Raw genomic sequence first — 22,319 nt, forward strand, 5'->3', positions numbered from 1 at the left:
AGCGTAATTGGATCGATTCATGTCGCTGCCGCCGCTCTCGCCCGAACAACTCGTCAAGCCGCGCCATTTCGAACTGCGCATGAGTCTGATCTTCGCGACATTATTCGTGTCGCTGGGAACGCATGTGCCTTATTTCCCGCTGTGGCTGCATGCCCAGGGTTTCCACGCCGAGCAGATCGCCATCATCCTGGCGGCGCCGATGTTCCTGCGCGTGGTGACAACACCCCTGCTGACCGCGCTGGCCGACCGGGCGAAGGACAGGGCGGATGTCTATATCGCGCTGGTGGCCGCGACGATGGTGCTTTCCGCCGGCTATTTCCTCAACCCGACCTACGCCATGGTGCTTGCCGTATCGCTGGCGCTGACGGTGGTGTGGACGCCGCATTCGCCGATCGCCGATTCGCTCGCGCTGTCGGGTGTGCGCCGCTTCGGCTCGAACTACACCGCGATGCGCAAATGGGGCTCGATATCCTATCTCTGCGCCAATGTCGCAGGCGGCTTTATCCTCGCCTGGACGAGCCCGCAGGCCGTACCGGTAATCATCTTTGCGGCATTGTGTGCCGCGCTCGTCGCCGGATTGCTGGCGCCGCGGCTTGGCCGCCCGCGCCGCGCTTCGCCGCTATCTGCCGCCGATATCCAGCATCAGGCGCCGAGCCTTCTCAATCCGTATTTCCTGTATTTCACCCTCGGCGTCGGCATCATCACCGCCAGCCATGCCTTCCTTTACGGCTTTGTCTCCATCTACTGGAAATCGGTCGGCATCAGCGATTCCGTCGTTGGCCTGCTGTGGGCCTGGGGCGTAGTGGCCGAGGTCTGCATGTTCGTGTTTTTCAACCGTATTTTTGCCTCCGTCTCAGTCGTCAAGGTGATGCTGATCGCCGGCGTCGGCTCCATCGTGCGCTGGATCGCCTTTCCGTTGATCTGGCCACTCGGGCTTGGCGTCGCCGGCTTCTTCGGCGTCCAGACCCTGCATTCGGTGTCGGTGGCGATGGTGTTGATCGGCCTGCAGAAGATGATCGGCGAAACGGTTTCGGAAGAGCGCACTGGTGCCGCGCAAGGCATTGCTTATTTCTTCAACGGCTTCTTCATGGCGGCGGTGACGCTGGCGTCCGGCCCGCTTTATGAGCGCTACGGCGTCGACGGCTTCCTGGCGATGATCCCGATCGCCATCGTCGGCCTGGCGCTGATCGGGCTCGCCGCGCGTTCAGCCCCACAGCATCCTGTCAGGCGGTGACACCAGCGACCCCTGGTACACGAGGCCGGGCTGGCGGTCGCGGGCAAGCAGCAGCGGACCGTCGAGGTCGACGAAGTCGGCGCCTTGCGCCAAAAGCACTGCCGGCGCCATCGCCAGCGACGTGCCAACCATGCAGCCGACCATCACGCCGAATCCCAGCTCCCGGGCGCGGTTGCGAAGGGTAAGGGCGGCGGTCAGGCCGCCGGATTTGTCGAGCTTGATGTTGACGGCGTCATAGAGGCCGACAAGCGCTTCGAGGTCCTTCGCCTCGTGGACGCTTTCGTCTGCGCAGATCGGCACCGGATGCGCGATGTGGCGCAGGATGGCATCATGGCCGGCGGGAAGCGGCTGTTCGATCAGGGCTATGCCATGTTCGGCGGCGAAAGCGAGATTCTCGATGATGTTGGCATCGGTCCAGCCTTCATTGGCGTCGAGGATGATGCGGCTGTCGGGCGCCGCTTCGGTCACGGCGCGGATGCGGGCCATGTCGTTGTCGCCGCCGATCTTGACCTTGAGCAGCGGCCGCCCGGCATTGGCGCGGGCTTGCGCCGCCATTGCCTCCGGCTCGCCTAGCGACAGCGTGTAGGCCGTCTCCAGCGCCGACAAGGGCACAGCGTGGATGGCGTCCGCGACCGCAACGCCGCTGATCTTCGCCTCCAGGTCCCACAAGGCGCAATCGATGGCGTTGCGGGCAGCACCCGCCGGCATCGCATCGAGCAGGTCCTTGTGGCTGATGCCGCCTTCTATCTGCCGGCGCATGGCCTCGATGGCGTCGCGCACCCCCTCCATGGTCTCGCCATAGCGCTTGTAGGGGACGCATTCGCCCCATCCGCGATTGTCCCCATCACTGATCGTGCAGCTAATGACTTCGGCTTCGGTCTTCGACCCGCGCGAGATGGTGAAGGTGCCGGCAATGGGAAAACGCTCGGCCTCAACCGAAATGACACGCGCCATAATTTTCTGCTCCGGCTATGCGACAACGCGTCGTCGGCAAATCGACAGGTACGACCCGTCAGGCTAAACAGGACGCCATGTTGACCATCGGCAAACGCGACGCAAGCGGCAACGCCGCCAAGGAGGCCGACCACCAGCCCCGCGTTGCGGTCGGCGAGGAGGGCGGCGTCCTCGGCTGCGCTTTCTCCGGCATCTGGACGACGACGACAGTGGCGCTGATCGACGCCGAGATGCGCAAGATCGAGCAGCGCAAAGGCTTCCAGACGCTCGCTTTGGATCTTTCCCACATCGAGAAGATGGACACCGCCGGCGCCTGGCTGATCGATCGCCTGGTCAGTGTCTTCGAAAAGAAGGGTGTCGAGATCAAGATGCAGGGGCAAAGCGATGTCGCCTCGATCCTGCTCGGCGCCGTTGGCGAAGCTGTCCGGCGCGAGCCCGAATCGCGCGGCGTCCGGCGCCCCAACATCATCCTCCGCGGGCTGGAGGCGGTCGGCCGCCGCATCTATGAGATGCGCGACGATTTCCTCGCCTCGATGAACATCCTTGGCGCCACCATCGGCGGCGCCCAGATGAAGCTCGGGCGCGGCCATGCCATCAATCCGGCGGCGATCTTCAACCAGATCGATCGCATGGGGGTCGGCGCCATCCCCGTGGTGGTGCTGATGTCGGCGATCGTCGGCGCCATCGTCGCCCAGCAGGGCGCCTACCAGCTCAATTATTTCGGCGCCAACATTTTCGTTGTCGATCTGGTCGGCGTGCTGATCCTGCGCGAACTCGGCGTGCTGATGACCGCCATCATGATCGCCGGCCGCTCCGGCAGCGCCATCACCGCCGAGATCGGCTCGATGAAGATGCGCGAGGAGGTCGACGCGCTGAAGGTCATCGGCCTCAACCCGATCGGCGTGCTGGTGTTTCCGCGCCTGGTGGCGCTGGTGATCGCGCTGCCCTGTCTCACCATCGTCGCCAATTTTGCCGCTCTTGGCGGCGGCATCCTAGCCGCCTGGCTTTATTCCGGTATTGCGCCGACGGCCTTCATCGACCGGCTGCGCGGCGCGATCGATATCAGCACCATCTTCGCCGGGCTGATCAAGGCGCCGTTCATGGCCATGATCATCGGTACCATTGCTTCCGTAGAAGGCATGAAGGTCGGCGGCAGCGCCGAATCGCTGGGTCTGCACGTCACCGCCTCGGTTGTGAAATCGATCTTCGTCGTCATCATCCTCGATGGCCTTTTTGCCATCTTCTACGCATCGATCGAGTTCTGACATGATGCACAGAAACTCAAAGGCGACCAAAGCTGTGCAGGGAATGGAAGAAGACGATATCGTGCTGTCGGTGCGCGATATCACCGTTTCCCTGGACGACAAGCTGATCCTCGACAAACTGGCGCTCGACATCAAGCGCGGCGAAATCCTCGGTTTCGTCGGCGCCTCGGGCGCCGGCAAATCGGTGCTGCTGCGCACGATTCTCGGCCTGCTGCACAAGCAGTCCGGCACGATCAAGCTGTTTGGTCTCGACCTCGAAAAGGCCAGCGACATCGAACGGTTGCGCATCGATATGCGGCTTGGCGTGCTTTTCCAGCACGGCGCCCTGTTTTCGGCGTTGACCGTGCAGGAAAACGTGCAGGTGCCGATGCGCGAATATCTCGATCTGCCGAAGAAACTGATGGACGAGCTGGCCTTGCTCAAGATCGAACTGGTCGGCCTGCCGCCGGACGCCGCGCAAAAATTTCCCTCGGAGCTTTCGGGCGGCATGATCAAGCGCGCCGCCCTGGCGCGGGCGCTGGCGCTCGACCCCGATATCGTCTTCCTCGACGAGCCGACTTCCGGCCTCGACCCGATCAGCGCGTCCGAATTCGACGAACTAGTGGTCAAGCTGCGCGATACGATGGATTTGACGGTCTATATGGTGACGCACGATCTCGACACGCTGTTTACCGCTTGCGACCGCGTGGCGGTGCTCGGCAACAAGAAAATCCTGGTCGAAGGCACGATCGGCGACATGCTGAAAAGCGAAGAACCGTGGGTCAAATCCTATTTCCGCGGAAAACGCGCTCGGCAACTTGATCTTGCCGCGCGCGCATAGACATAAGTGGGGCAATGGAAACCAGAGCCAACTACGTAATTGTCGGCATTTTCACCCTGGCTGCAATCCTGGCGGCGTTCGGGTTCGTCTATTGGACCGCCCAGATCGGTGATCGCGGCGAGACGGCGGAGCTGCGCGTGCGCATTCAGGGTTCGGCCTCCGGCCTCGGCCCCGGCAGTCTGGTGCTGTTCAACGGCGTCAAGGTCGGGGTGGTCAAGCGCGTCTATTTCGACCGCAATGACCCCAATGCCGCCATTGCTACGACCGAGATCGACCAGACAACGCCGCTCACCAAATCGACGCAGGCCGATATCGGCATCGCCAGCCTTGCCGGCCAGGTCAACATCGAATTGAAGGGCGCCGATCCAAAGGAACCAAATCTCCTGGAAGAGGCGGCAAAGGAAGGCAGGACCGCCGAGATCGTCGCCAATCCATCGGCGGTCACCAACCTGCTGCAGACTGCGCAGAATATCTTCACCCGTGCCGACAAGGTGCTTTCCGAACTCGAAGGTTTCACCAGGGATGTGCGCGGGCCGCTGACCCAGACCGTCAAGAACGCCCAGACATTTTCCGATGCGCTGGCCAGGAATGCCGACGGCATCGACAAGTTCCTGACCGCCGTCAGCGCGCTGTCGGATGAGCTGAAGGGTGTTTCCGGCAAGCTCGACGGCACGCTGAAGGCTGCCGAAGGCCTGCTCAATGCCGTCGACAAGGACAAGATCAAGAGCATCGTCGCCAATGTGGACGCCGTCACCGCCAATCTGAAGGAGACCAGCGGACAGCTCGACGGCGTGATCAAGAACGTCGATACCGCGGTCGGCTCGGTCAACGATTTCGCCACGCGCACGCAAGGCACGCTGGCCAAGGTCGACAATGTGCTCGACGGCATCGATCCGGCACAAGTGCGCGTGGCGCTCGCCAACATTCAGAAGGCCAGCGAAAATGCCAACAAGGCCGCCGCCGACATCGCCAAGGTGACCGACAAGTTCGCCGACCGGGCCGACGACATCGACGAGACGATCAAGGACGCCAAACAGCTTGCGTCGCGCCTCAACGATGCCTCGGTGCGCGTCGACGGCATCCTGAAAAGGGTCGATACGCTGCTCGGTTCGGGCCAAGCCGACGGCGTCATGGCCGATGCCAGGGACACGCTGAAGTCGTTCAAGCAGGTCGCCGACACGCTGAACGCCCGGCTTGGCACGATCACCGACAATATTGCGCGCTTCTCGGGCCAGGGCCTGTCGAATGTCGAGGCGCTGGTCCAGGACAGCCGGCGTTCGATCAGCCGCATCGAAGAGGCGGTGACCGATCTCAGCCGCAACCCGCAGCGCATCCTGTCGGGCGGCGACGGCGAGGTCCGGCAGTTCGATGGCAGGGCACGGCGTTGACTTCCGTGCCCGCCCGCAGCAATTACATGGACCGCGGATGCGGATTCATCATACGATCCGGGGACAGTGGGGATCACGCGTGACGTTCGGGTTGGGTGGGTATAGATCGGCAGTCGTTTTGCTTGGCCTGACGCTGGCTGGTTGCGCGGCATTGGGAGGCAAGCCGGCGCCACTCGATACGTTCGAGCTGTCCGCCCCGTCGATCGACGCGCATGGCCACAGCCGCCGCCAGATCCTGATCGCCCAGCCATCCGCGCTCAAGGCGCTGGACAGCCAGAACATCGTCATCAAGCCGTCAGATCGCTCGATCCAGTATCTTAAGGGCGCGCAATGGGCCGACCGGCTGCCGCTGATCGTGCAGGCGAGGCTCGCCGAAACCTTCCAGCGCTCCGGAAGCTTTGCCGGCGTCGGCAAGCCGGGCGAGGGGCTGGCGATCGACTACCAGGTGATCGTCGAGATCCGCTCCTTCGAAGTCCGCGTCAATGGTGGCGAGCATGCCGAGGTCAATCTCTTCGTGCGCATCCTGAACGACCGCAACGGCGAGGTGCGCGCCTCGAAGAGCTTCACCGCATCCGCTCCCGTCTCGGGCAGCGGCAATCCGGCCTATGTCAGCGCGCTCGACAGCGCCTTCGGCGAGGCGGCGAAGGATATCGTGAGCTGGACGGACTCGGTGATCTGAGCGAACCCGGCGAGGCGCTTGAGACCCAGGAACCTTAGCCGCCTGCCAGACGGTTGGTGACCAGTTCTGCCTTCATCCAGTGGGTTTCACTCTGGACATGTCCTGCCCGTACATATTTGCCCATGCGAATGGGCATGTCTGCCTCAGCAAATGCTTCGGCAACCCTAGCCACAAAGCCTTCTTGCTTGGCCTTATCCAGGGACGCAGCCAGATTATCGAAGAGGTTGGGGCTGAAAGGCCCACGATAGAGCGTGGGAACAGGAGTGATGCCCAGTTCCTCAAACCGGGCCAGGGTCAAATCCCACGGTTGAATCTCGGTCCCGATGATCCATGCAAAGCCAAGAAAAAATGACGGCAGCGCATCATACGCAGCCGAATGTCGGGCATAGAGGTTCTCGCCGACAATCCGTTCATCGTCAGCAAGTTGCGGTGAAACATTTGCTGCAAATGCCTTCAGCCAGTCTCGGGATGGATGATAACGGCTATCGGGACTGCGCGCGTGAGAGCCATCGCGATGAAGGGTTGTGTTCTCTCCATCCATCTTCTCGGTGACCACAAGATCAGCCACCCTTAGTCCTTCAAGCGACGCCATGACCTTGTCGTCGCTGGTGGCTCCGACCGATATCGGCAGATGAAAGGTGCGACCGTATTTCCTCATGCTGGAGGCATAGCTTGCAGCCCATCGCGCCAGCAAGGGCAGCCTGAGTTCTTTGCGCTCGTCATTGTTCGATCCATGACAAACGAAAAAGGCGGGAAATTTCCCGCCTTTTTCATTTTGATGCAGCAATCGTAGCTAGTGCAAACGGCCGCTCGCATGGGCCAGCATGGTGTAGACCTTGCCGGTGTCCGACGTCAGGTAGGTCTGCGCCATGATGTTGTCGCGGTCGTTGCGCGAGACGTCCTTGAGCAGCTTCTCGAAATCGTCGCAGTAGCGGTCGACAGCGGCGCGGAACTCCGCCTCTGCCTGATATTTGCGGCGGATTTCATCGAAGGTTTGCTGGCCCTTGAGCGTGTAGAGGCGGCGCGTGAACACGTCACGCTCGCCGCGCCGGTAGCGGTTCCACAGCTCGATAGAGGCGTCGTGGTCGATCGCCCGGGCGATATCGACCGAGAGCGAGTTGAGCGACTCCATGACATGCAGCGGCGAGCGCTGGGCGGGAGTTGCGCGCGGTGCTTCCGCGGGCGCTGCCGGCCTGGCGACTTCCTCCTCGCGCGATGCCCCGGTCAGGAGATCGCGCACCCACCCGCCTTGCGGCGTGCGGGCGTTGGCGTCGCGCTGGCGCGGTGCTTCGGCAGGGCGTTCGATATCGAGCGTGCCACGCAGGCCGCCGAGCGGCGCCTGCGGAGCAGGGCGCTCCGGCTGTGGCGCCGGCGGCGGGCGGCGTACCGGCTCGGCCGGGCGCTGCACTGGCGCCTGCGGCGCCGGGCGCAGGGCGCGCGGTTCGGCATTGTCGCCGCCGCGTCCCGATTTCGCAACGATGTCCGAAAGTTCCTTGAGCGCGTTGATCTGCTCGGCAACGGCACGGCGGATCGCCGAGGTCGATTCCTTGGCCTCTTCCGGCATCTCGATGACGCCCTTCTTGAGCTCGGCGCGGGTGAGGTCGAGCTCGCTCTTGATCGAGCTTGCGGTGCGCCGCATCTCCTCGGTCGCATCGGCGAACCGGCTGGTTGCCGAATCGACCACTTCCGTTATGGCGATGCGGATCTTGTCGGCTGATGCCAGCGTCTTGCCTTCGGCATTCTGCATCGTCTGGCCGACAAGGTTTTCGAACGAACGCATCACCTTCTCGAGGTCTTCCGACTTCTTGACCAGGCCGACGGCGAGATCTTCGAGCGACGATTGCCGCTCAAGCGTGTGCTCCAGATTGCTCTGCGCCGAGCTCAACAGATCCGAAGCCGAGGACAGCAAGCGGCTGTGCTCGTCGAACTTGGTGGCGATCGAGGCCACTTCGCGCAGGGTCGACGACGACAGTTCGGTAAGCCGCGTCGTGTTCGAATCGACCAGGCGTGCCGAGCTGGCGAAGGTCTGCGCGGCCTTTTCGGTGGTTGCCGCGAAGCTTTGCGTGCTGCCGCTCAGACGTTCGTCAACCTGGCCGAGGTTGATCGCCGCCTGTTCGATCAGCTCACCAAGCTGCGAGCTGGAGACGCTCATGCGGCCGATGAGGTCGGCGACGCTATCGGCGAGCGACGAGCGCGCGCCTTCGACGGCCGACAGCGTTTCGGCGGTGCGGCTGGCGAGCGCGTTGACGAGGGCGGCATTTTCGCTGCGCAGCTTCTCGGTCGCGCGTTCGGTGACCTCTTCCATGCTCTTTTGCAGTTCCGAGCCGCCCTGGGCGAAGCGCTCGACCAGCGGCCGCGCGGTTTCGTCCAGGATCTTCGCCATCTCGGCCGAACGCGCCGCCAGCATCGTGTTGAGCTCGCGGGTATTGGTGCCGATGGTCTTGGCAGCGTCGTTGGTGCTCTGGCCGATGTGCTGGCCGACTGCGGTAAAAGTCTCCGCAATCGTGTTGGCGCGCGAGATCAGCTGAGCTTCTGCGCTGGAAACCTGCTCGTTGAGCTTCTGGCCCATCGTCTCCGTCGTATAAAGAAGGCGGTTCTCGACGCTGGCGACCTGTTCCTCGACGCGCGAAGCTGCAGACGCAACGCTCGCGGCCAGCCGCTCGTCGGCGCCGGCAAGAGCCTGCTCCATCTCGCGGGCGTGGACGGCAAGTTCTTGGCCGGTCTGGCGTGCGCGTTCGGCAACGCGCTGCTCGGTGCTGGCGAAGGCACCGACGATGTTGTCGGCATGCTCGCCGATCGTCGACGTGGAGTCGGCGATGCGCGACACCAGGCGGTGATCGGCCTCGTCGAAGATGCGGCTGATCTCGGTGGCGCGTGCCGACAGCGCGTCCGAACCCTCGGCAATGCGCGAGATCAGCTGCTGGTCGGCGGCGTCGAAGATGCGGCCAAGGTCCGAGGCGCGGGCGGCCAGCGCTTCGGCGGATTCGCCGATGCGCATGCTCAGCCGCTGGTCGGCACCCTCGAAGTTACGCAGGATGTCGCCGGCGCGGTCGGCCAGCGACTGCGCCGTCTCGACCGCGCGGGCGACCAGCTTCTGGTCGGCGGCGTCGAACGTGCCGGCGATCTCGCCGGCGCGGGCAGCCAGCCGTCCGGCCGTTTCTTCGGCGCGGGCGAGCAGCGAGTTCGACGTCTCGTCATGCCGGGCAAGCAGCACGCTCGTCGTGTCTTCGGCGCGAGCAAGCAAGGCATTCGTCGTATCCTCGGCGCGAGCAAGCAGGGCGCTCGATGTGTCCTCGGCACGGGCGTGCAGACGGCGATCCGCGTCCTCGAAGGTCCGGGCGATGTCCTCGGCCCGGGCCAAAAGGGCGGCCGAGGTCTGCTCGGCACGCTCGGCGATCTTGCGGTCGGCATCACTGAAGGCAGCACCGGCCTGTTCGTGCAGCGCGCTGGTGACTTCCATCACCTTCTCACGGAGCGCGCCGGCAACGAAGACGGCGCTCTTTTCAAGCACGCTGCGGACATTGTCGACACCCACCGACAACGCGCGCTCCATGGTTCCGGCGCGCTCTTCGATGATGCCGGTCTGCTTGCTGAAGGCCTGCTCGATTTTCTCGACATCGGCAGCGATTGCCGCCGAGATATCGGTGCTTCTGCCGGCAATCTGGTCGATATGGCCCGACAGAGAGCGGTCGACGTCCTTGCGTATGTCGGCGAGCTTTGCCAGATCGTCTTCCAGCGCCTGGGTCAACATGTTGCGGCCTTCGGCCAGCTTGCCGACATGGCCGGCGATGATGTCGTCAACCTCACCGCGGCTTGCCGACAGCTTCTGCAGGTCGGCTTCCAGCGCACGTTTCAGGATGTCTCGGCCCTCGGCCAGCTTCTCGACCTGGCCTGCGACCAGTCCGTCGATGCTCGACCGGCTCTCGGCCAGCTTGGCGAGGTCGTCCTCGAGAGCCTTCGACAGCGTCGCGCGATCCCGGACGAGCTTGTCGCTGTGACCCTCGATCAGGCTGTTGACATTTTCCAAATCCGCTTCCAACACCCGTGCGAACTCGCCACGGTTTTCGCTCAGCTTCTGCGACTGGTCGGCAATGGCGCTCCTGATCGCATTGAGATCGGCTTCGAGCGCCCGTGTGAGGATGTCTCGGCCCTCGGCGAGCTTCTCGACCTGTCCGGCGACCAGCCCATCGATGTTGGAGCGGCTCTCCGCCAGCTTGGCGATGTCGTCTTCCAGTGCCTTTGAGAGCGCCGAACGGTCCTGGACGAGCCTGTTTTGATGATCGGCCATGATGCCGCTGACATTGTGCAAATCGTCCTGAAGCGCCTGGGATAGCGTCGAACGATCCTGGACAAGCCGGCTCGAGTGGTCGGTGATCAGGCTGTTCACATTCTGAAGGTCATCCTTAAGCGCCTGGGATAGCGTCGAACGATCCTGAACAAGCCGGTTCGAGTGGTCGGCGATCAGGCTGTTCACATTCTGCAGATCGGCCTCCAGTGCCTTGGAAAGCTGACCGCGCTCTTCCGCCACCTTGTCGGAATGACCCGCGATGGCGCCCTTGATGGTGTTGAGGTCGGCTTCGAGCGCGCGCTTGAGGATATCGCGGCCCTCGGCCAGCTTCTCGACCTGGCCGGCGACCAGCCCGTCGATGCTCGACCGGCTCTCGGCGAGCTTGGCGAGGTCGGCCTCGAGCGTCTGTGACAACAGGCCACGATCGTCGGCAAGCCGGCTCGAATGGTCGGAGAGCAGGCCTCTGATGCCGGATAGGTCGTTCTCCAGCGCCTTGCTGAGTTCGGTTCGGTCCTCGGCCAGTTTCGCCGAGTGGTTCTCGATCACGCCCTTGATGCCGATAATGTCGTTTTCGAGCGCCTTGGTCAGGATGGCGCGGCCTTCGGCGATCTTTTCAACCTGGCCGGCGACCAGCCCGTCAATCGAGGCGCGGCTGTCGGCGAGCTTGCCGAGATCGGCTTCCAGGGCGCGCGACAGAATGTTGCGGCCTTCGGCCAGCTTACCGACATGCCCGGCGACCATTTCGTCAATGATCGTACGGGCTTGCACAAGTTTTCCGGAGTCTTCATGCAAAGCCTGGTTGAGCCGGTTGCGGCCTTCTTCAAGCCGCTCGAGATGGCTGCCCAGCGACGCGTCGATGGCGGCGCGCGACTCGTTGACCTTGCGCAGATCCTCTTCCAGGGCGCGCGAGATCAGGTTGCGGCCTTCGGCCAGCTTCTGCACCTGGTTCGTTACGGCCGCATCGATGCCGGCGCGGCCCTCGGCGAACTTCGCCAGGTCCGCCTGCATGGCAGCCGCCATGCGTTCGCGGCTTTCGGACAGCTTGCGGCTGTGGTTTTCGACGGCGTCCTCGATGCCGACGCGGGCGTCGGCAAGCCGCTGGATGTCGGTGTCGAATGAGCGCGACACGACATGGCGGGCGGCTTCCATCCGGCCGGCGAAATCGCTGGCGCGGGCTTCGAGCATCGACGAGGTCGACGAGACGATGTCGGCCATGTCGGCGCCGATCTGGGTCTTGCCCTGATCGATCATGGCCGACAAATGATCCTTGCTCTCGGCAAAGGTGTGGGCGATCTCGCGGGCGCGCTCGACCAGCGTTTCGTTGATCTGGCGGGCGCGCGCCTCGAGCGCGGCGTTGAGCTTCTGCGTGCCGGTATCGAGTGCTTCGGCGCGGGTCTGGAATTCGCTGATCAGCGCCTGGCCGCGCTCGGCCAGCGTCCGCTCGATGCCGTTCAGGCTGGACTCGAATTCCGAGCTCAGGGTGCGGGCGGCGCCGCCGAGCAGCGACACCATACCGGTGGTGCGGTCGTCGAGCAGGTCGGTCAGCGACCGGGTCAGGCCGTCTGTGGTGTCCGTCAGCTTGGCGATGCGGGTGTCGAGCAGCGAAGCAAAGGCTTCGCCCGATGTCGACAGCCTGTCGGTGATTGAATCCAGCCGGGTTTCGACGGAATCGAAGATCGACATCGAGCTTTCATTGATGCGGTCAATCAGCGTGTCGCCGGAATTGGTGATCGTCATCGACAGCTTGGTCGACGCGTTGAGGATAGAGTCGCGAATAATGTCGGAGGCGGCGCCGATCTCGTCCTTCAGCGTTTCATGCGCGCCGGTGATCGAGGCGCGCACGCGCTCGGCATGAGTGACGACGGCTTCGCGCTCGCTGCCCAGCCCGTCGACCAGCGACCGGATGCGCGATTCATTCTCCGAATAGGAGCGTTCGATCTGGTTGACCTCGCTGTGGACCAGCGTTTCGAGCTCGACGGCGCGCGCCAGCGTGCGCTCGATGCCTTCGCCCATCGCCGCCACTTCACGGCGAACGGCCTGGCCGATCATCATCACGCGATCCTGGGCGAGGTTTTCCGGCTCCGCCAAGCGGAAAGCCACCTCCGTCATCGACTGCGCGGCAATGCGCATTTCCTGCGCGCGGCGGATCATCGCCGCGAAGGCCCAAAACAGGACGACCGGTATGATTGCCGCGATCGCCAGGCCGATCAGTTCAGGGCGGGCCAGGATTTGATCGAATGTACGAATTTTCCAGATGCTGGGGCCAAACAGCAGATTGGCAAGGCCGCCGGCGCCGGCGATCCAGGCCAGCGACACGAACGCCACGACCCAATAGATCGTGCTCGACGCGCGCCGGTTGAGGCTGTGCAGCAGCGTCTTGTAATCTTTTTGGCGGTCATCGTTTGCCGGCTTGAAGCCGGCTGGCTGGGCGCTGTTGCGCGATTCGACCGGGCGCAGCTCGGCGGGCTTGGCTGCCGGCTTCGCACTCTGGTTTTGTTGGACGGACGCGTTTTGAGCGGGAGCGGGCTTCTGGGGGCGGCCTTCGCGCGCCAGTTCGTCCGCGGCCTGCGATATCTGCGCTTCCAGATCTTCCATCGACGCCGCGATATCGAGATCGCCGCTGCCGTCTCCGCTGAGATCGAGGTCTAGCGCCTTTTCGAGTTCCCTGGCTACGTCGCTGTCGAGAGTTCTGGTCGTCGTTGGTTTCTTCGCCATGCCTTCGCTACCCTGTACTAGCTGCCGAGGGACTTCTTATTTTTGCCTGATTCTGGCTCGTCTTATCCCACGCAGGAGGCTGAAAATGGACCTTCGTATCGTAATGACACACAGGGGTAAAGAAAACATGCATTCCGCGAGATACGTAAAACTTTAAATATAAGGTTAACGACAACGTGATCTAACCGCCTCAGCGGCAACAATTTTCCAGCCCATTCATTAACGCGTTGGCGACGGAAATCGCCTAGTTTTTTCGGCGATCGGCACAAGGAGTTTCAAATTGGTACGCGGTGAAAGCGGCATTGCCTTCTCAATGCCGGGCGGCGATGCGTCGGGACCGGCCCGTTCGCGCCCAGTGGATCTGGCCCATCTGGCCCGTCAGACAATGGGCGATCGCGCCCTCGAACAGGAGGTATTGGCACTGTTCGTACAGCAGGCGCTTTCCGTCCGCGACAGAATAGTCGATGCCGACATCAGGGAGCGACTGCTTCTGGCGCATGGGCTGAAAGGTTCGGCGCGCGGGGTCGGCGCCTTTGCCATCGCCGACTGCGCCACCTCGATCGAACAGCAGCCGGAAGATGCGCGCATCCTCAAGCGCCTCGGCACCCTGATCGAGGAAGTGCGCGATTTCATCGCCGCCATCAGCCGGTAATGGCTGCCGCTCGGCAGCGGCCACCGGGATGAATCGACGGGGCCAGGGCGTGCTTTGGCCAGCTTTCCGAAAAAACGTCACAAAGCGGCGCTTTCGCGCGGCAGTTGACTTGTCCGGCGGAGTGATTATCTCGGCTGGGACTCCCTTCAGGTGACAAATGACCAAGCTGACCTTCATTGCCCATGACGGCACTCCTTTCGATGTCGAGGCCGAAAACGGCTCGACCGTCATGGAGAATGCGATCCGTAGCGCGGTGCCGGGCATCGAGGCAGAATGCGGCGGCGCCTGCGCCTGCGCGACCTGCCATGTCTATGTCGACGAAGCCTGGACGGCCGAGGTCGGCGAGCCGGAGGCGATGGAAGAGGACATGCTGGACTTTGCCTATGACGTCCAGCCGAACTCGCGCCTGTCCTGCCAGATCAAGGTGCGCGACGCGCTTGACGGCCTCGTCGTGCGCGTGCCGGCTCGCCAGGGTTGATCTCCCGTAGCATCTGATTTTTCCCGCCGCCGCTTGGCAGCGGGCCAATGCTCATGCAGTCTCGCGCCAGTTTCGGCCCAGTTTGACAATGAGGCTCGCCTGGCATGACCGATATAATCAAGACGGACGCACTCATTGTCGGGGCGGGGCCGGTCGGCCTGTTCGCCGTGTTCGAACTCGGCCTCTTCGACATGAAGTGCCATCTGATCGATATCCTCGACCGGCCCGGCGGCCAATGCGCCGAACTCTATCCGGAAAAGCCGATCTACGACATTCCAGGCTGGCCCTCGATCTCGGCGCAAGGGCTGGTCGACAGACTGCTGGAGCAGATTCACCCGTTCAAGCCGGATTTTACCTTCAACCGCATGGTCTCCAGCCTGGAAAAGCTGGACGACGGCTCATTTCGGGTCACCACCGACGAGAACGAGGTGTTCGAAGCCAAGGTGGTGGTGATCGCCGCCGGTGGCGGCTCGTTCCAGCCCAAACGGCCGCCCATTCCCGGCATCGAGGCCTATGAGGGCAGGAGCGTCTTCTATTCGGTGCGCCGTATGGAGGAATTCCGCGGCCACGACCTCGTCATCGTCGGCGGCGGCGATTCCGCACTCGACTGGACGCTGAACCTGCAGCCGGTGGCAAAAAGCGTGACACTGGTCCACCGGCGCGCGGAATTCAGGGCGGCGCCCGACAGCGTCAACAAGATGTATGCCATGCAGGAGATGAAGCAGCTGGAGTTCCGGGTCGGCCAGGTGAGCGGCCTGACCGGCGCCGACGGCGAGCTGGCCTCTGCTACCATCAAGGGCGGGCCTGACGGCGACATCGAGGTGCCGTGCACGCGCATGCTGCCGTTCTTCGGCCTGACCATGAAGCTCGGCCCGATCGCCGAATGGGGGCTCAACCTTCATGAGAACCTCATCCCGGTCGATACCGAGAAATTCCAGACTTCGGTGCCAGGCATCTTTGCCGTCGGCGACATCAACTGGTACCCAGGCAAGCTGAAGCTGATCCTGTCGGGTTTTCACGAGGTGGCGCTGATGGCGCAGGCCGCCAAGCGCATCATCAGCCCCGGTGAGCGCATCGTCTTCCAGTACACGACGTCGTCGACCAGCCTGCAGAAGAAGCTCGGCGTCGTGGAGTAGGTCCTACAGGGCTTTCCGAATCACTCCACCAGAACGACTGGCGCCTCGGCGTCGTCGCGGCCGCGCAGTGACTTCTCCGGCATCAGCGCCAGCGTCATCAGCGCCAGCACGAGCGTGACGGCCGCGGCAAGGAAGATCATCATGAAGGGCGTCGCCGAGACGATCTGTCCGGCAGCCGGCGCGCCTTCGCCGGCAAGCGGCAGGCCATAGCCGAGCGCGACCGCGCCGAGCATGGCGACGCCGAGCGCGCTGCCCAGCGAACGCAGGAAGGTCAGCACGCCGGTGGCAACGCCGAGATGCGCGCGGTCGACGGCGTTCTGCACCGATACGGTGGCGACCGGGAAGGTGGTGCCGCTTCCAAGGCCGATGCAGATGGTCAAGAGCTCGACCACCAGCAGCGAGGCGCGGCCGGCGACCAGGCTGAGCACGCCAAGACAGATAATGGCGAAGAGAACGCCGACCATGGCGATACGCTTGTAGTGGAAGAAGCGCGGTATCGTGCGGCCGCTGAAGGTCGCGCCGGCGACCGTTCCGAGCAGCAGGCCGAGCATGGCAAGGCCCGACTGGCTGACCGACAGGCCGATGATCGACTGCAGATAGACCGGCAGGTACACCGACAGGCCGATATTGGCGGCCTGCAGCAGGAACATCGACGCCGTGCCGGCAAGCACGATCGGATTGCTCAGCACTTCAAGCGAAATCAGCGGCTCGGCCGCACGCATCAGCCTGAGCGCGAACGCACCCCAGAAGACCGCCGAACAGGCGAGCAGGCCGACGATCTCGCGGGAGACCCATGGACAGGCGCTGCCGCCCCAGTTGAGGGCCAAAAGCAGCAATGCCGTCGCCACCACCAGAAGCAGCGCGCCCGGCGCGTCGATGCGATGCCGCTTTGCGGCGACCGGCAGTTTGCGCAGCGGCTTGTTGATGATGGCCATGGCCAAGATGCCGAGCGGGATATTGATCCAGAAGATCAGCGACCAATGCAGATGTTCGGCAAATCCGCCGCCGAGCAAAGGCCCGGCGATGCTGGCGACAGCCCAGGTGCCCGAAATCCAGGCGGCATAACGCGCGCGTTCACGCGGCGGCACGAGGTCGCCGATGACGATCTGCGCCAGGGCGAACAGGCCGCCGCCGCCCGCACCCTGGATCGCCCGGCCGACAACCAACACGAACATGTTGGGGGCCATGGCGCTGACCAGCGATCCCAGAAGGAAGATCAGGATCGCCGCATAGACGGTCGGCCGGCGGCCATAGACGTCGGAAATCTTGCCGTAGAGCGGCGCCATGGCCGTCGCCGTCAGGAGATAGCCGGTCACGATCCACGGCAGGTAGTCGGCATGGCCGAGCGAACGCCCGATGGTCGGCATGGCCGGCGCGACGATTGTCTGGTCGAGCGCCGCCAACAGCATCGACAAAAGGATGCCGGCGATGATGACGTTCTTCTCGCTTTCCGTCAGCGGTGCGGCGGGAGGCAGCCTAGCCGGCTTGTCGACAGCTTGGTCCATATCATTTCATCCATAAAGTTTGAGAGCGATTGCGCGGCGCCAAATGGCCGCTCCGCTACGCGCCGCCTCAATTGGTCTTGATCTGGTGTTTCGAAGCTCGCGCCTTGCCAGCCTGACATATCTTGCGAGCCTGACATATGTCGTCCCGTATAGGCCGATTTCGACCTATGCCCGAAAATTTTCTGGGGCTGGCCTCATGTTTCGGCAGAATTGGCTTGGTATCGCCGTGTTTCAGCCGGGCGGAAGCTGGCCGTTCTCGACGCGCTGCATGCGGTAGCGCAGCAGCCGCAGGATGCGGCTTTCGAAATTCACGCCTTCCACGCGGTCGAAGCGCAATTGGTCCTGGTCATGCCTGGCGAGTTCGGCCGCGGTGATCTGCGCCGCCTTCGCCTTTGCCCCGGCGCAGGTCTTTTGCGCAAAGCTCGCGTTCAGCGCGTCTTCGAGCAGACGGCCGTGGTTCTTGGCGATCTCGACATGACGCTCCTCATGGCGCTTGATGTCGGCCGACAGGGTGTCCCAGAACAGCCTGACATCGGGATCGGCCTTGCGCGGCCTGCGCCACTCCGGAAGGATGACCTTGACCTTGACGGTAACGGCGGCCTTGGCGATGCGGCAGGTGTCTGCGGTTTGCGCGTAGCTGATGCGGGTGGTGAACGCCATCTGGGTGGCGCCTGGATGCCGCATCCCGGTGCTTTTCACCTCGGGTCCATGCTTCGACAATTGCGTCTCGATGTCATCGAGCGTGCTGCCGCCGATGGCAAAATAGCTGTAGGTCTTCACCAGATTGGCAGCATTCGCCGGCAGGACGGTCAAAGCCAGCATCAGGGCGCAGAGCAGGGGTCGTTTCATCATGTTGCCTCTTCACTCACCTTGCTTTACGGCCGTTGCCGGCGCAACGGAATTGATCTTCCACCGATCACGCATCGTTGATGGATTGCAAGCGCTCGATGAGCCACATGCCAATGAGCCACATGCCAATGAGACACATGGTTGAAGGACAATGACGACAAGGCGATGGCAACTGGCGCATAAGTGCCATCTCGACCTTGGCGAGAAAGCCATTGTGGTCGGCATTCTCAACGTCACGCCCGACAGTTTTTCGGATGGCGGACTGTTCATCACGCCTGACCAGGCGGTGGCGCAGGCGCACCGCATGGTGGAAGAAGGCGCCGCCGTCGTCGATATCGGCGGGGAATCGACGCGCCCCGGCGCCTCGCCCGTGACGCCTGAAGAAGAGCAGGCCCGCATCCTGCCGGTCATCGCCGCGCTCGCCAGTTCAGGCGAAGCCCTGATTTCGGTCGACACCTATCGCGAGGAAACCGCGCGCCTCGCCGTCGCCGCCGGCGCGCATATCGTCAACGATGTCTGGGGCTTGCAGCGTGAACCCGGCATCGCCCGCGTCGCCGCCGAGACCGGCGCCGGACTGGTCATCATGCATACCGGGCGCGGGCGGCAAAAACTGCCCGACGTCATCGCCGACCAGTTTTTGTTCCTCAAGGCTTCGCTGGAAGTCGCCAGGCGCAGCGGCGTTGCGGACGATCATATCGTACTCGATGCCGGCTTCGGCTTCGCCAAGGAGACGGCTGAGGAAAACCTCGACCTGATGGCGCGGTTTTCCGAGCTTAAGGAGCTCGGTTTTCCCTTGATGGCCGGCACCTCCAGAAAACGCTTCATCGGCACCGTCACCGGCCGCGAAGCCGGCGCGCGCGCCGCCGGGACGGTAGCCACCAGTGTCATTCTGAGGCTGAAGGGCGCCGATCTGTTTCGCGTCCACGATGTCGCAATCAACGTGGACGCACTGGCGGTCGCCGATGCTATGCTGGCGCGCGAAAAGCCAGGACGCTGAGCCCAGGACACTAAGAAATGTACGTCATCCGCATGAAGAACTGCGCCTTCTTTGCCCGGCACGGCGTGCTGGATGAGGAAGAGGCGCTTGGCCAGCGTTTTTATGTCGATGCCGAGTTGACGGTCGAGCCCAGCCGCCCGCTGGAGGATGATTCCATCGAGGACACCGTCAATTACGGCATCGCCTTCACGGTGATTGAAAAGATCGTCACTGGACATCGCCGCTTCCTGATCGAGGCGCTGGCGCTCGAAGTGGCGAAGGCGCTGACTTCACGGTTCCCGCAGATCAGGAAGGCCGAGATCACCGTGCGCAAGCCCAACGCACCGGTGCCCGGCGTGCTCGATTATGTCGAGGTGACCGTTGTCTGGCCAGAGTAACAATAACACGGTCTATCTCAGCCTTGGCGGCAATCTTGGCGATCCCTCGGCCTCGATGGCGGCGGCGCTGCGCCTGCTCGACGCCGACGAGAGCACGCGCGTCGTCGCCGTCTCCTCACTTTACCGCACGCCGCCCTGGGGCAAGCTCGACCAGCCGGATTTCCTCAACGCCGCTGCCGAAATCTCGACCTCGCTGGCGCCAAGGGCGCTGCTCGACCTCTGCCTCGAGGCCGAGCGCAAGCTGAAGCGGGTGCGCGAGGAGCGCTGGGGTCCGCGCCTGATCGACATCGACATATTGGTGTTCGGCGACCGCACAATCCACGAAACCGGGCTGGAGGTGCCGCATCCCCGAATGGTGGAGCGCGCCTTCGTGCTGGCGCCCTTGGCAGAGATCGCGCCGGATCTGGCGGTGGGCGGCAGGAGCGTGACCGAGCGGCTCAGCGCCGTCGATACGTCAGGCATAGAGCGGCTGGCTTCCGGCCGCGATTGGTGGCTGGGTTAACCGGAGAAGCCGCCGCCATCGAGAAATGCCTGTTCGTCCGCCGTCGTCTCGCGGCCAAGCATCTTGTTCCTGTGCGGAAAGCGGCCGAAGCGCTGGATGATGTCGCGGTGCTCGATGGCGTATTTCACATACTCCGGCGCCCTGGCGGTGGTGAGCTCGACCGATCTGTCCTGGTCGGCGGGCAGTTCCGAATGTTCGTAGGGCAGGTACAGGAAGACGCGCAGGTTTTCTTCCAGCGAAAGGTCATGGCCGGCCGCAATCGCCTTGGCGGCAAAGTGCCGTGCCAGCGGATCGGTGGCGTACATATGGCCTGAGCCGCGAAAGCAGTTGCGCGGAAACTGGTCGAGCAGGATCATCAGCGCCAGCGAACCCTCGGCATGCTCCGACCATGCGTCGCACTCGCGCCGCGCGGCGGCAAAGTGCAGGTCGAGAAACCTGCTGCGGAAATCCGCGTCGAAGACGTCGTTCTTCTCGAACCACGCGTCTTCGCCGGCCTCGCGCCAGAATTTGGTGACGGCGAGCGCGCGCTCATCCGATGCGGTCATCAGCTTTCCCCCTGATCGGCGGGCTCGGGCTTGTGCAGCACGCCGGCCGTCTCTTCGTTCAGCGCCTGGCCGGGCCGGCGCGGTTGCGTCAGCGGCGTCGGGATCGGCGTGCCGGTATTGCCCCTGAGGAAACGTTGCCCGGCGCGGACGCCTTCGGCCAGCTGCGTCTCCAGTCGGGCATTGTCGCGCCGTCGCACATCCTCGATGACATCGGCGACATCTTCCGGCTCGACGCCCAAAACCTCGAGCGCGGAACCGCCGAAGACGAGGGCCGATTCGAAGGTCTCGCGCAGCTGGAAGTCGACCCCGGCGCGGATGAGCGACAGGGCGGTGCCGCGATCGAAGGCACGCGCCAGGACAGTCAGCAACGGGAACTCCGCCTTGATCAGTTCCGCCATGCGCACCGTGGCGTCCGGTTTGTCGACGCAGATCAGCACGGCGCGCGCGCGGCCTGCACCTGCGGCGCGCAGAATGTCGAGCCGCGTGCCGTCGCCATAGTAGACCTTGAAGCCGAAATCGGCGGCCGCCTGTATCATTTCGACATCATTGTCGATGATCGACACATCGATGCCGCGCAACAAAAGCGGCTGGCTCGCGATCTGGCCGAAACGGCCGAAGCCGATGACCAGCACGCTGCCGGTAAGGCCGTCGGCGATGTCGACGCCTTCAAGCGACTGCTCGTCGCGCGGCGTCAAATATTTGAGCGCAATGATGGCCAGCGGCGTCAGCACCATGGAGATGATGATGATAGCGGTCAGCGTTGCGTTGGCCCGGCTGTCGATGATGCCAACCGCCGCCGCGGCCGAATAGAGGACGAAGGCGAATTCGCCGCCTTGCGCCATGATCACGGCGCGTTCCAGCGCTTCACGATGACCGCTCTTCAGCATGCGGGCGACGAGATAGATGCCGAGCGCATTCATCGCCATGTAGGCGACGACATAGACGGCGATCAGCCGCCAGTTGTCGGCCACCACATGCAGGTCGAGCGACATGCCGACGGCGAGGAAGAACAGGCCAAGCAGGATGCCGCGGAATGGCTCGACGTCGGCCTCCAGCTGGTGGCGGAAAGTCGATTCCGACAACAGCACGCCGGCCAGGAACGCGCCCATCGCCATCGACAGGCCGGAAAGCTGCATGACCAGCGCCGACCCCAGCACGACCAGAAGTGCTGCCGCCGTCATCACCTCGCGCGCCTTGGCGTCGGCCAGGATGCGGAAGAACGGATTGAGCAGATAGCGGCCGGCCACCACCAGCCCGACGATGGCGCCAAGACCGATGCCGATTTCGGCCAGCCTCTGCTGCAGGGTCATCTCGGCGCCGCCCGGCGCCAGGAAGGCGACCAGCGCCAGAAGCGGCACGATTGCCAGATCCTCGAGCAGCAGGATGGACACGATGCGCTGGCCCTTGGGGCTCGCCATCTCGCCGCGTTCTTCCAGAAGCTGCATGACGATAGCCGTCGAGGTCAGGACGAAACCGGCGCCGGCAACGAAGGATTGCGCGATCGGAAAGCCGCCGGCGAGACCAACACCGGTGAGCAGCAAGGCGCAGACGCCGACCTGCAGCGCGCCGAGGCCGAAAATCTCGCGGCGCAGGCCCCATAGCCGCGACGGCTGCATCTCCAGCCCGATGATGAACAGGAACATAACCACGCCGAGTTCGGCGACATGCAGGATGGCTTCCGATTCGGAAAAAATGCCAATACCGAACGGGCCGATGACCACGCCCGCGGCGAGATAGCCGAGGATCGAGCCCAGCCCCATGCGTTTGAAGATCGGAACGGCGACGACGCCTGCGGCAAGCAGCGCCACCACCTGAATGAGATCGCTGCCCGATGCTTCCGCTGCCATGCCTCTTGTCCCTGTGTCCGACAGCACTCCTTGCATGCACCGGGAGCGGGAGGCAAGGGCGGGAAGCCTGCCAGGATGGGTAGGGTGC

General features: G+C 63.6%; 18 protein-coding genes. 11 read left to right on the forward strand and 7 right to left on the reverse strand.

What is annotated here, in order from left to right:
• Window positions 1-19: 19 nt before the first annotated feature.
• The gene (locus NKI64_RS18860; RefSeq protein ID WP_023711448.1) at window positions 20-1,234 is read left to right on the forward strand and encodes an MFS transporter; all 1,215 of its coding nucleotides are present in this window, start codon (window positions 20-22) and stop codon (window positions 1,232-1,234) included.
• On the opposite strand, the gene dgcA is transcribed toward NKI64_RS18860, so the two are convergent.
• Complete coding sequence (gene dgcA, locus NKI64_RS18865) at window positions 1,205-2,188, reverse strand: N-acetyl-D-Glu racemase DgcA (protein WP_023711447.1); 984 nt, start codon at window positions 2,186-2,188, stop codon at window positions 1,205-1,207. The two genes, NKI64_RS18860 and dgcA, sit on opposite strands and share 30 nt — an antisense overlap.
• A 77-nt stretch (window positions 2,189-2,265) precedes the next feature.
• On the opposite strand from dgcA, the gene NKI64_RS18870 reads away from it, so the two are divergent.
• From NKI64_RS18870 to NKI64_RS18885, 4 genes are read left to right on the forward strand one after another with little or no spacing between them, the layout of a single operon-like run.
• Window positions 2,266-3,453 (forward strand): MlaE family ABC transporter permease, encoded by a 1,188-nt coding sequence (locus tag NKI64_RS18870; protein ID WP_023708615.1) that lies wholly within the window; start codon window positions 2,266-2,268, stop codon window positions 3,451-3,453.
• A gap of 1 nt (window position 3,454) precedes the next feature.
• Complete coding sequence (locus NKI64_RS18875; RefSeq protein WP_488494662.1) at window positions 3,455-4,273, forward strand: ABC transporter ATP-binding protein; 819 nt, start codon at window positions 3,455-3,457, stop codon at window positions 4,271-4,273.
• A gap of 14 nt (window positions 4,274-4,287) precedes the next feature.
• Entirely contained in the window at window positions 4,288-5,661 is a 1,374-nt protein-coding gene (locus NKI64_RS18880) for an MlaD family protein (RefSeq protein WP_023708614.1), read from the forward strand.
• A gap of 37 nt (window positions 5,662-5,698) precedes the next feature.
• The gene (locus NKI64_RS18885) at window positions 5,699-6,340 is read left to right on the forward strand and encodes an ABC-type transport auxiliary lipoprotein family protein (protein ID WP_502901386.1); all 642 of its coding nucleotides are present in this window, start codon (window positions 5,699-5,701) and stop codon (window positions 6,338-6,340) included.
• Between the two features lie 34 nt (window positions 6,341-6,374).
• On the opposite strand, the gene NKI64_RS18890 is transcribed toward NKI64_RS18885, so the two are convergent.
• Window positions 6,375-7,127 (reverse strand): RNA ligase family protein, encoded by a 753-nt coding sequence (locus tag NKI64_RS18890; RefSeq protein WP_245261339.1) that lies wholly within the window; start codon window positions 7,125-7,127, stop codon window positions 6,375-6,377.
• 6 nt (window positions 7,128-7,133) lie between these two features.
• Window positions 7,134-13,343, reverse strand: coding sequence for a kinesin (locus tag NKI64_RS18895; protein ID WP_352512640.1), 6,210 nt, complete (start codon window positions 13,341-13,343; stop codon window positions 7,134-7,136).
• A gap of 313 nt (window positions 13,344-13,656) precedes the next feature.
• Between NKI64_RS18895 and NKI64_RS18900 the strand changes: the two genes are divergently transcribed.
• From NKI64_RS18900 to NKI64_RS18910, 3 genes are all read left to right on the forward strand, one after another.
• The gene (locus NKI64_RS18900) at window positions 13,657-13,995 is read left to right on the forward strand and encodes an Hpt domain-containing protein (RefSeq protein WP_023700815.1); all 339 of its coding nucleotides are present in this window, start codon (window positions 13,657-13,659) and stop codon (window positions 13,993-13,995) included.
• 157 nt (window positions 13,996-14,152) lie between these two features.
• On the forward strand, window positions 14,153-14,473 hold the full coding sequence (locus NKI64_RS18905) for a 2Fe-2S iron-sulfur cluster-binding protein (protein WP_023673507.1): 321 nt from the start codon (window positions 14,153-14,155) through the stop codon (window positions 14,471-14,473).
• 104 nt (window positions 14,474-14,577) lie between these two features.
• Entirely contained in the window at window positions 14,578-15,609 is a 1,032-nt protein-coding gene (locus NKI64_RS18910; protein ID WP_352669371.1) for an NAD(P)/FAD-dependent oxidoreductase, read from the forward strand.
• 20 nt (window positions 15,610-15,629) lie between these two features.
• Here NKI64_RS18910 and NKI64_RS18915 read toward each other — a convergent pair whose 3' ends face one another.
• Complete coding sequence (locus NKI64_RS18915) at window positions 15,630-17,114, reverse strand: MDR family MFS transporter (protein WP_352669374.1); 1,485 nt, start codon at window positions 17,112-17,114, stop codon at window positions 15,630-15,632.
• A 231-nt stretch (window positions 17,115-17,345) separates the two neighbouring features.
• Window positions 17,346-17,966, reverse strand: coding sequence for a DUF922 domain-containing Zn-dependent protease (locus NKI64_RS18920; protein WP_023728091.1), 621 nt, complete (start codon window positions 17,964-17,966; stop codon window positions 17,346-17,348).
• Window positions 17,967-18,114: 148 nt separating this feature from the next.
• Here NKI64_RS18920 and folP point away from each other — a divergent pair, with 148 nt between their 5' ends.
• From folP to folK, 3 genes are read left to right on the forward strand one after another with little or no spacing between them, the layout of a single operon-like run.
• Window positions 18,115-18,960, forward strand: a complete 846-nt coding sequence (gene folP / locus NKI64_RS18925; RefSeq protein WP_023673503.1) for a dihydropteroate synthase — start codon at window positions 18,115-18,117, stop codon at window positions 18,958-18,960.
• A 17-nt stretch (window positions 18,961-18,977) separates the two neighbouring features.
• Window positions 18,978-19,337, forward strand: coding sequence for a dihydroneopterin aldolase (gene folB, locus NKI64_RS18930; RefSeq protein ID WP_023673502.1), 360 nt, complete (start codon window positions 18,978-18,980; stop codon window positions 19,335-19,337).
• A complete protein-coding gene (gene folK / locus NKI64_RS18935) occupies window positions 19,321-19,839 on the forward strand; it encodes a 2-amino-4-hydroxy-6-hydroxymethyldihydropteridine diphosphokinase (protein WP_023685987.1) in 519 nt (172 codons plus the stop codon). The genes folB and folK overlap by 17 nt, the downstream gene beginning before the upstream one ends.
• Here folK and NKI64_RS18940 read toward each other — a convergent pair.
• The gene (locus NKI64_RS18940; protein WP_023673500.1) at window positions 19,836-20,384 is read right to left on the reverse strand and encodes a DUF924 family protein; all 549 of its coding nucleotides are present in this window, start codon (window positions 20,382-20,384) and stop codon (window positions 19,836-19,838) included. The two genes, folK and NKI64_RS18940, sit on opposite strands and share 4 nt — an antisense overlap.
• On the reverse strand, window positions 20,384-22,231 hold the full coding sequence (locus NKI64_RS18945) for a monovalent cation:proton antiporter-2 (CPA2) family protein (RefSeq protein ID WP_023715853.1): 1,848 nt from the start codon (window positions 22,229-22,231) through the stop codon (window positions 20,384-20,386). Before NKI64_RS18945 ends, NKI64_RS18940 begins: the two co-directional genes overlap by 1 nt.
• Window positions 22,232-22,319 lie beyond the last annotated feature (88 nt).

The organism is Mesorhizobium sp. M0478, from assembly GCF_040321305.1.
GTDB lineage: Bacteria > Pseudomonadota > Alphaproteobacteria > Rhizobiales > Rhizobiaceae > Mesorhizobium.

What these genes read in the sequence shown, in the direction of transcription:
- NKI64_RS18860 (WP_023711448.1), top strand. Translation starts at nt 20, where the DNA reads ATGTCGCTGCCGCCGCTCTCGCCCGAACAACTCGTCAAGCCGCGCCAT.
- dgcA (WP_023711447.1), bottom strand. Translation starts at nt 2,188, where the DNA reads ATGGCGCGTGTCATTTCGGTTGAGGCCGAGCGTTTTCCCATTGCCGGC.
- NKI64_RS18870 (WP_023708615.1), top strand. Translation starts at nt 2,266, where the DNA reads ATGTTGACCATCGGCAAACGCGACGCAAGCGGCAACGCCGCCAAGGAG.
- NKI64_RS18875 (WP_488494662.1), top strand. Translation starts at nt 3,455, where the DNA reads ATGATGCACAGAAACTCAAAGGCGACCAAAGCTGTGCAGGGAATGGAA.
- NKI64_RS18880 (WP_023708614.1), top strand. Translation starts at nt 4,288, where the DNA reads ATGGAAACCAGAGCCAACTACGTAATTGTCGGCATTTTCACCCTGGCT.
- NKI64_RS18885 (WP_502901386.1), top strand. Translation starts at nt 5,699, where the DNA reads ATGCGGATTCATCATACGATCCGGGGACAGTGGGGATCACGCGTGACG.
- NKI64_RS18895 (WP_352512640.1), bottom strand. Translation starts at nt 13,343, where the DNA reads ATGGCGAAGAAACCAACGACGACCAGAACTCTCGACAGCGACGTAGCC.
- NKI64_RS18900 (WP_023700815.1), top strand. Translation starts at nt 13,657, where the DNA reads ATGCCGGGCGGCGATGCGTCGGGACCGGCCCGTTCGCGCCCAGTGGAT.
- NKI64_RS18905 (WP_023673507.1), top strand. Translation starts at nt 14,153, where the DNA reads ATGACCAAGCTGACCTTCATTGCCCATGACGGCACTCCTTTCGATGTC.
- NKI64_RS18910 (WP_352669371.1), top strand. Translation starts at nt 14,578, where the DNA reads ATGACCGATATAATCAAGACGGACGCACTCATTGTCGGGGCGGGGCCG.
- NKI64_RS18915 (WP_352669374.1), bottom strand. Translation starts at nt 17,114, where the DNA reads ATGGACCAAGCTGTCGACAAGCCGGCTAGGCTGCCTCCCGCCGCACCG.
- NKI64_RS18920 (WP_023728091.1), bottom strand. Translation starts at nt 17,966, where the DNA reads ATGATGAAACGACCCCTGCTCTGCGCCCTGATGCTGGCTTTGACCGTC.
- folP (WP_023673503.1), top strand. Translation starts at nt 18,115, where the DNA reads ATGACGACAAGGCGATGGCAACTGGCGCATAAGTGCCATCTCGACCTT.
- folB (WP_023673502.1), top strand. Translation starts at nt 18,978, where the DNA reads ATGTACGTCATCCGCATGAAGAACTGCGCCTTCTTTGCCCGGCACGGC.
- NKI64_RS18940 (WP_023673500.1), bottom strand. Translation starts at nt 20,384, where the DNA reads ATGACCGCATCGGATGAGCGCGCGCTCGCCGTCACCAAATTCTGGCGC.
- NKI64_RS18945 (WP_023715853.1), bottom strand. Translation starts at nt 22,231, where the DNA reads ATGGCAGCGGAAGCATCGGGCAGCGATCTCATTCAGGTGGTGGCGCTG.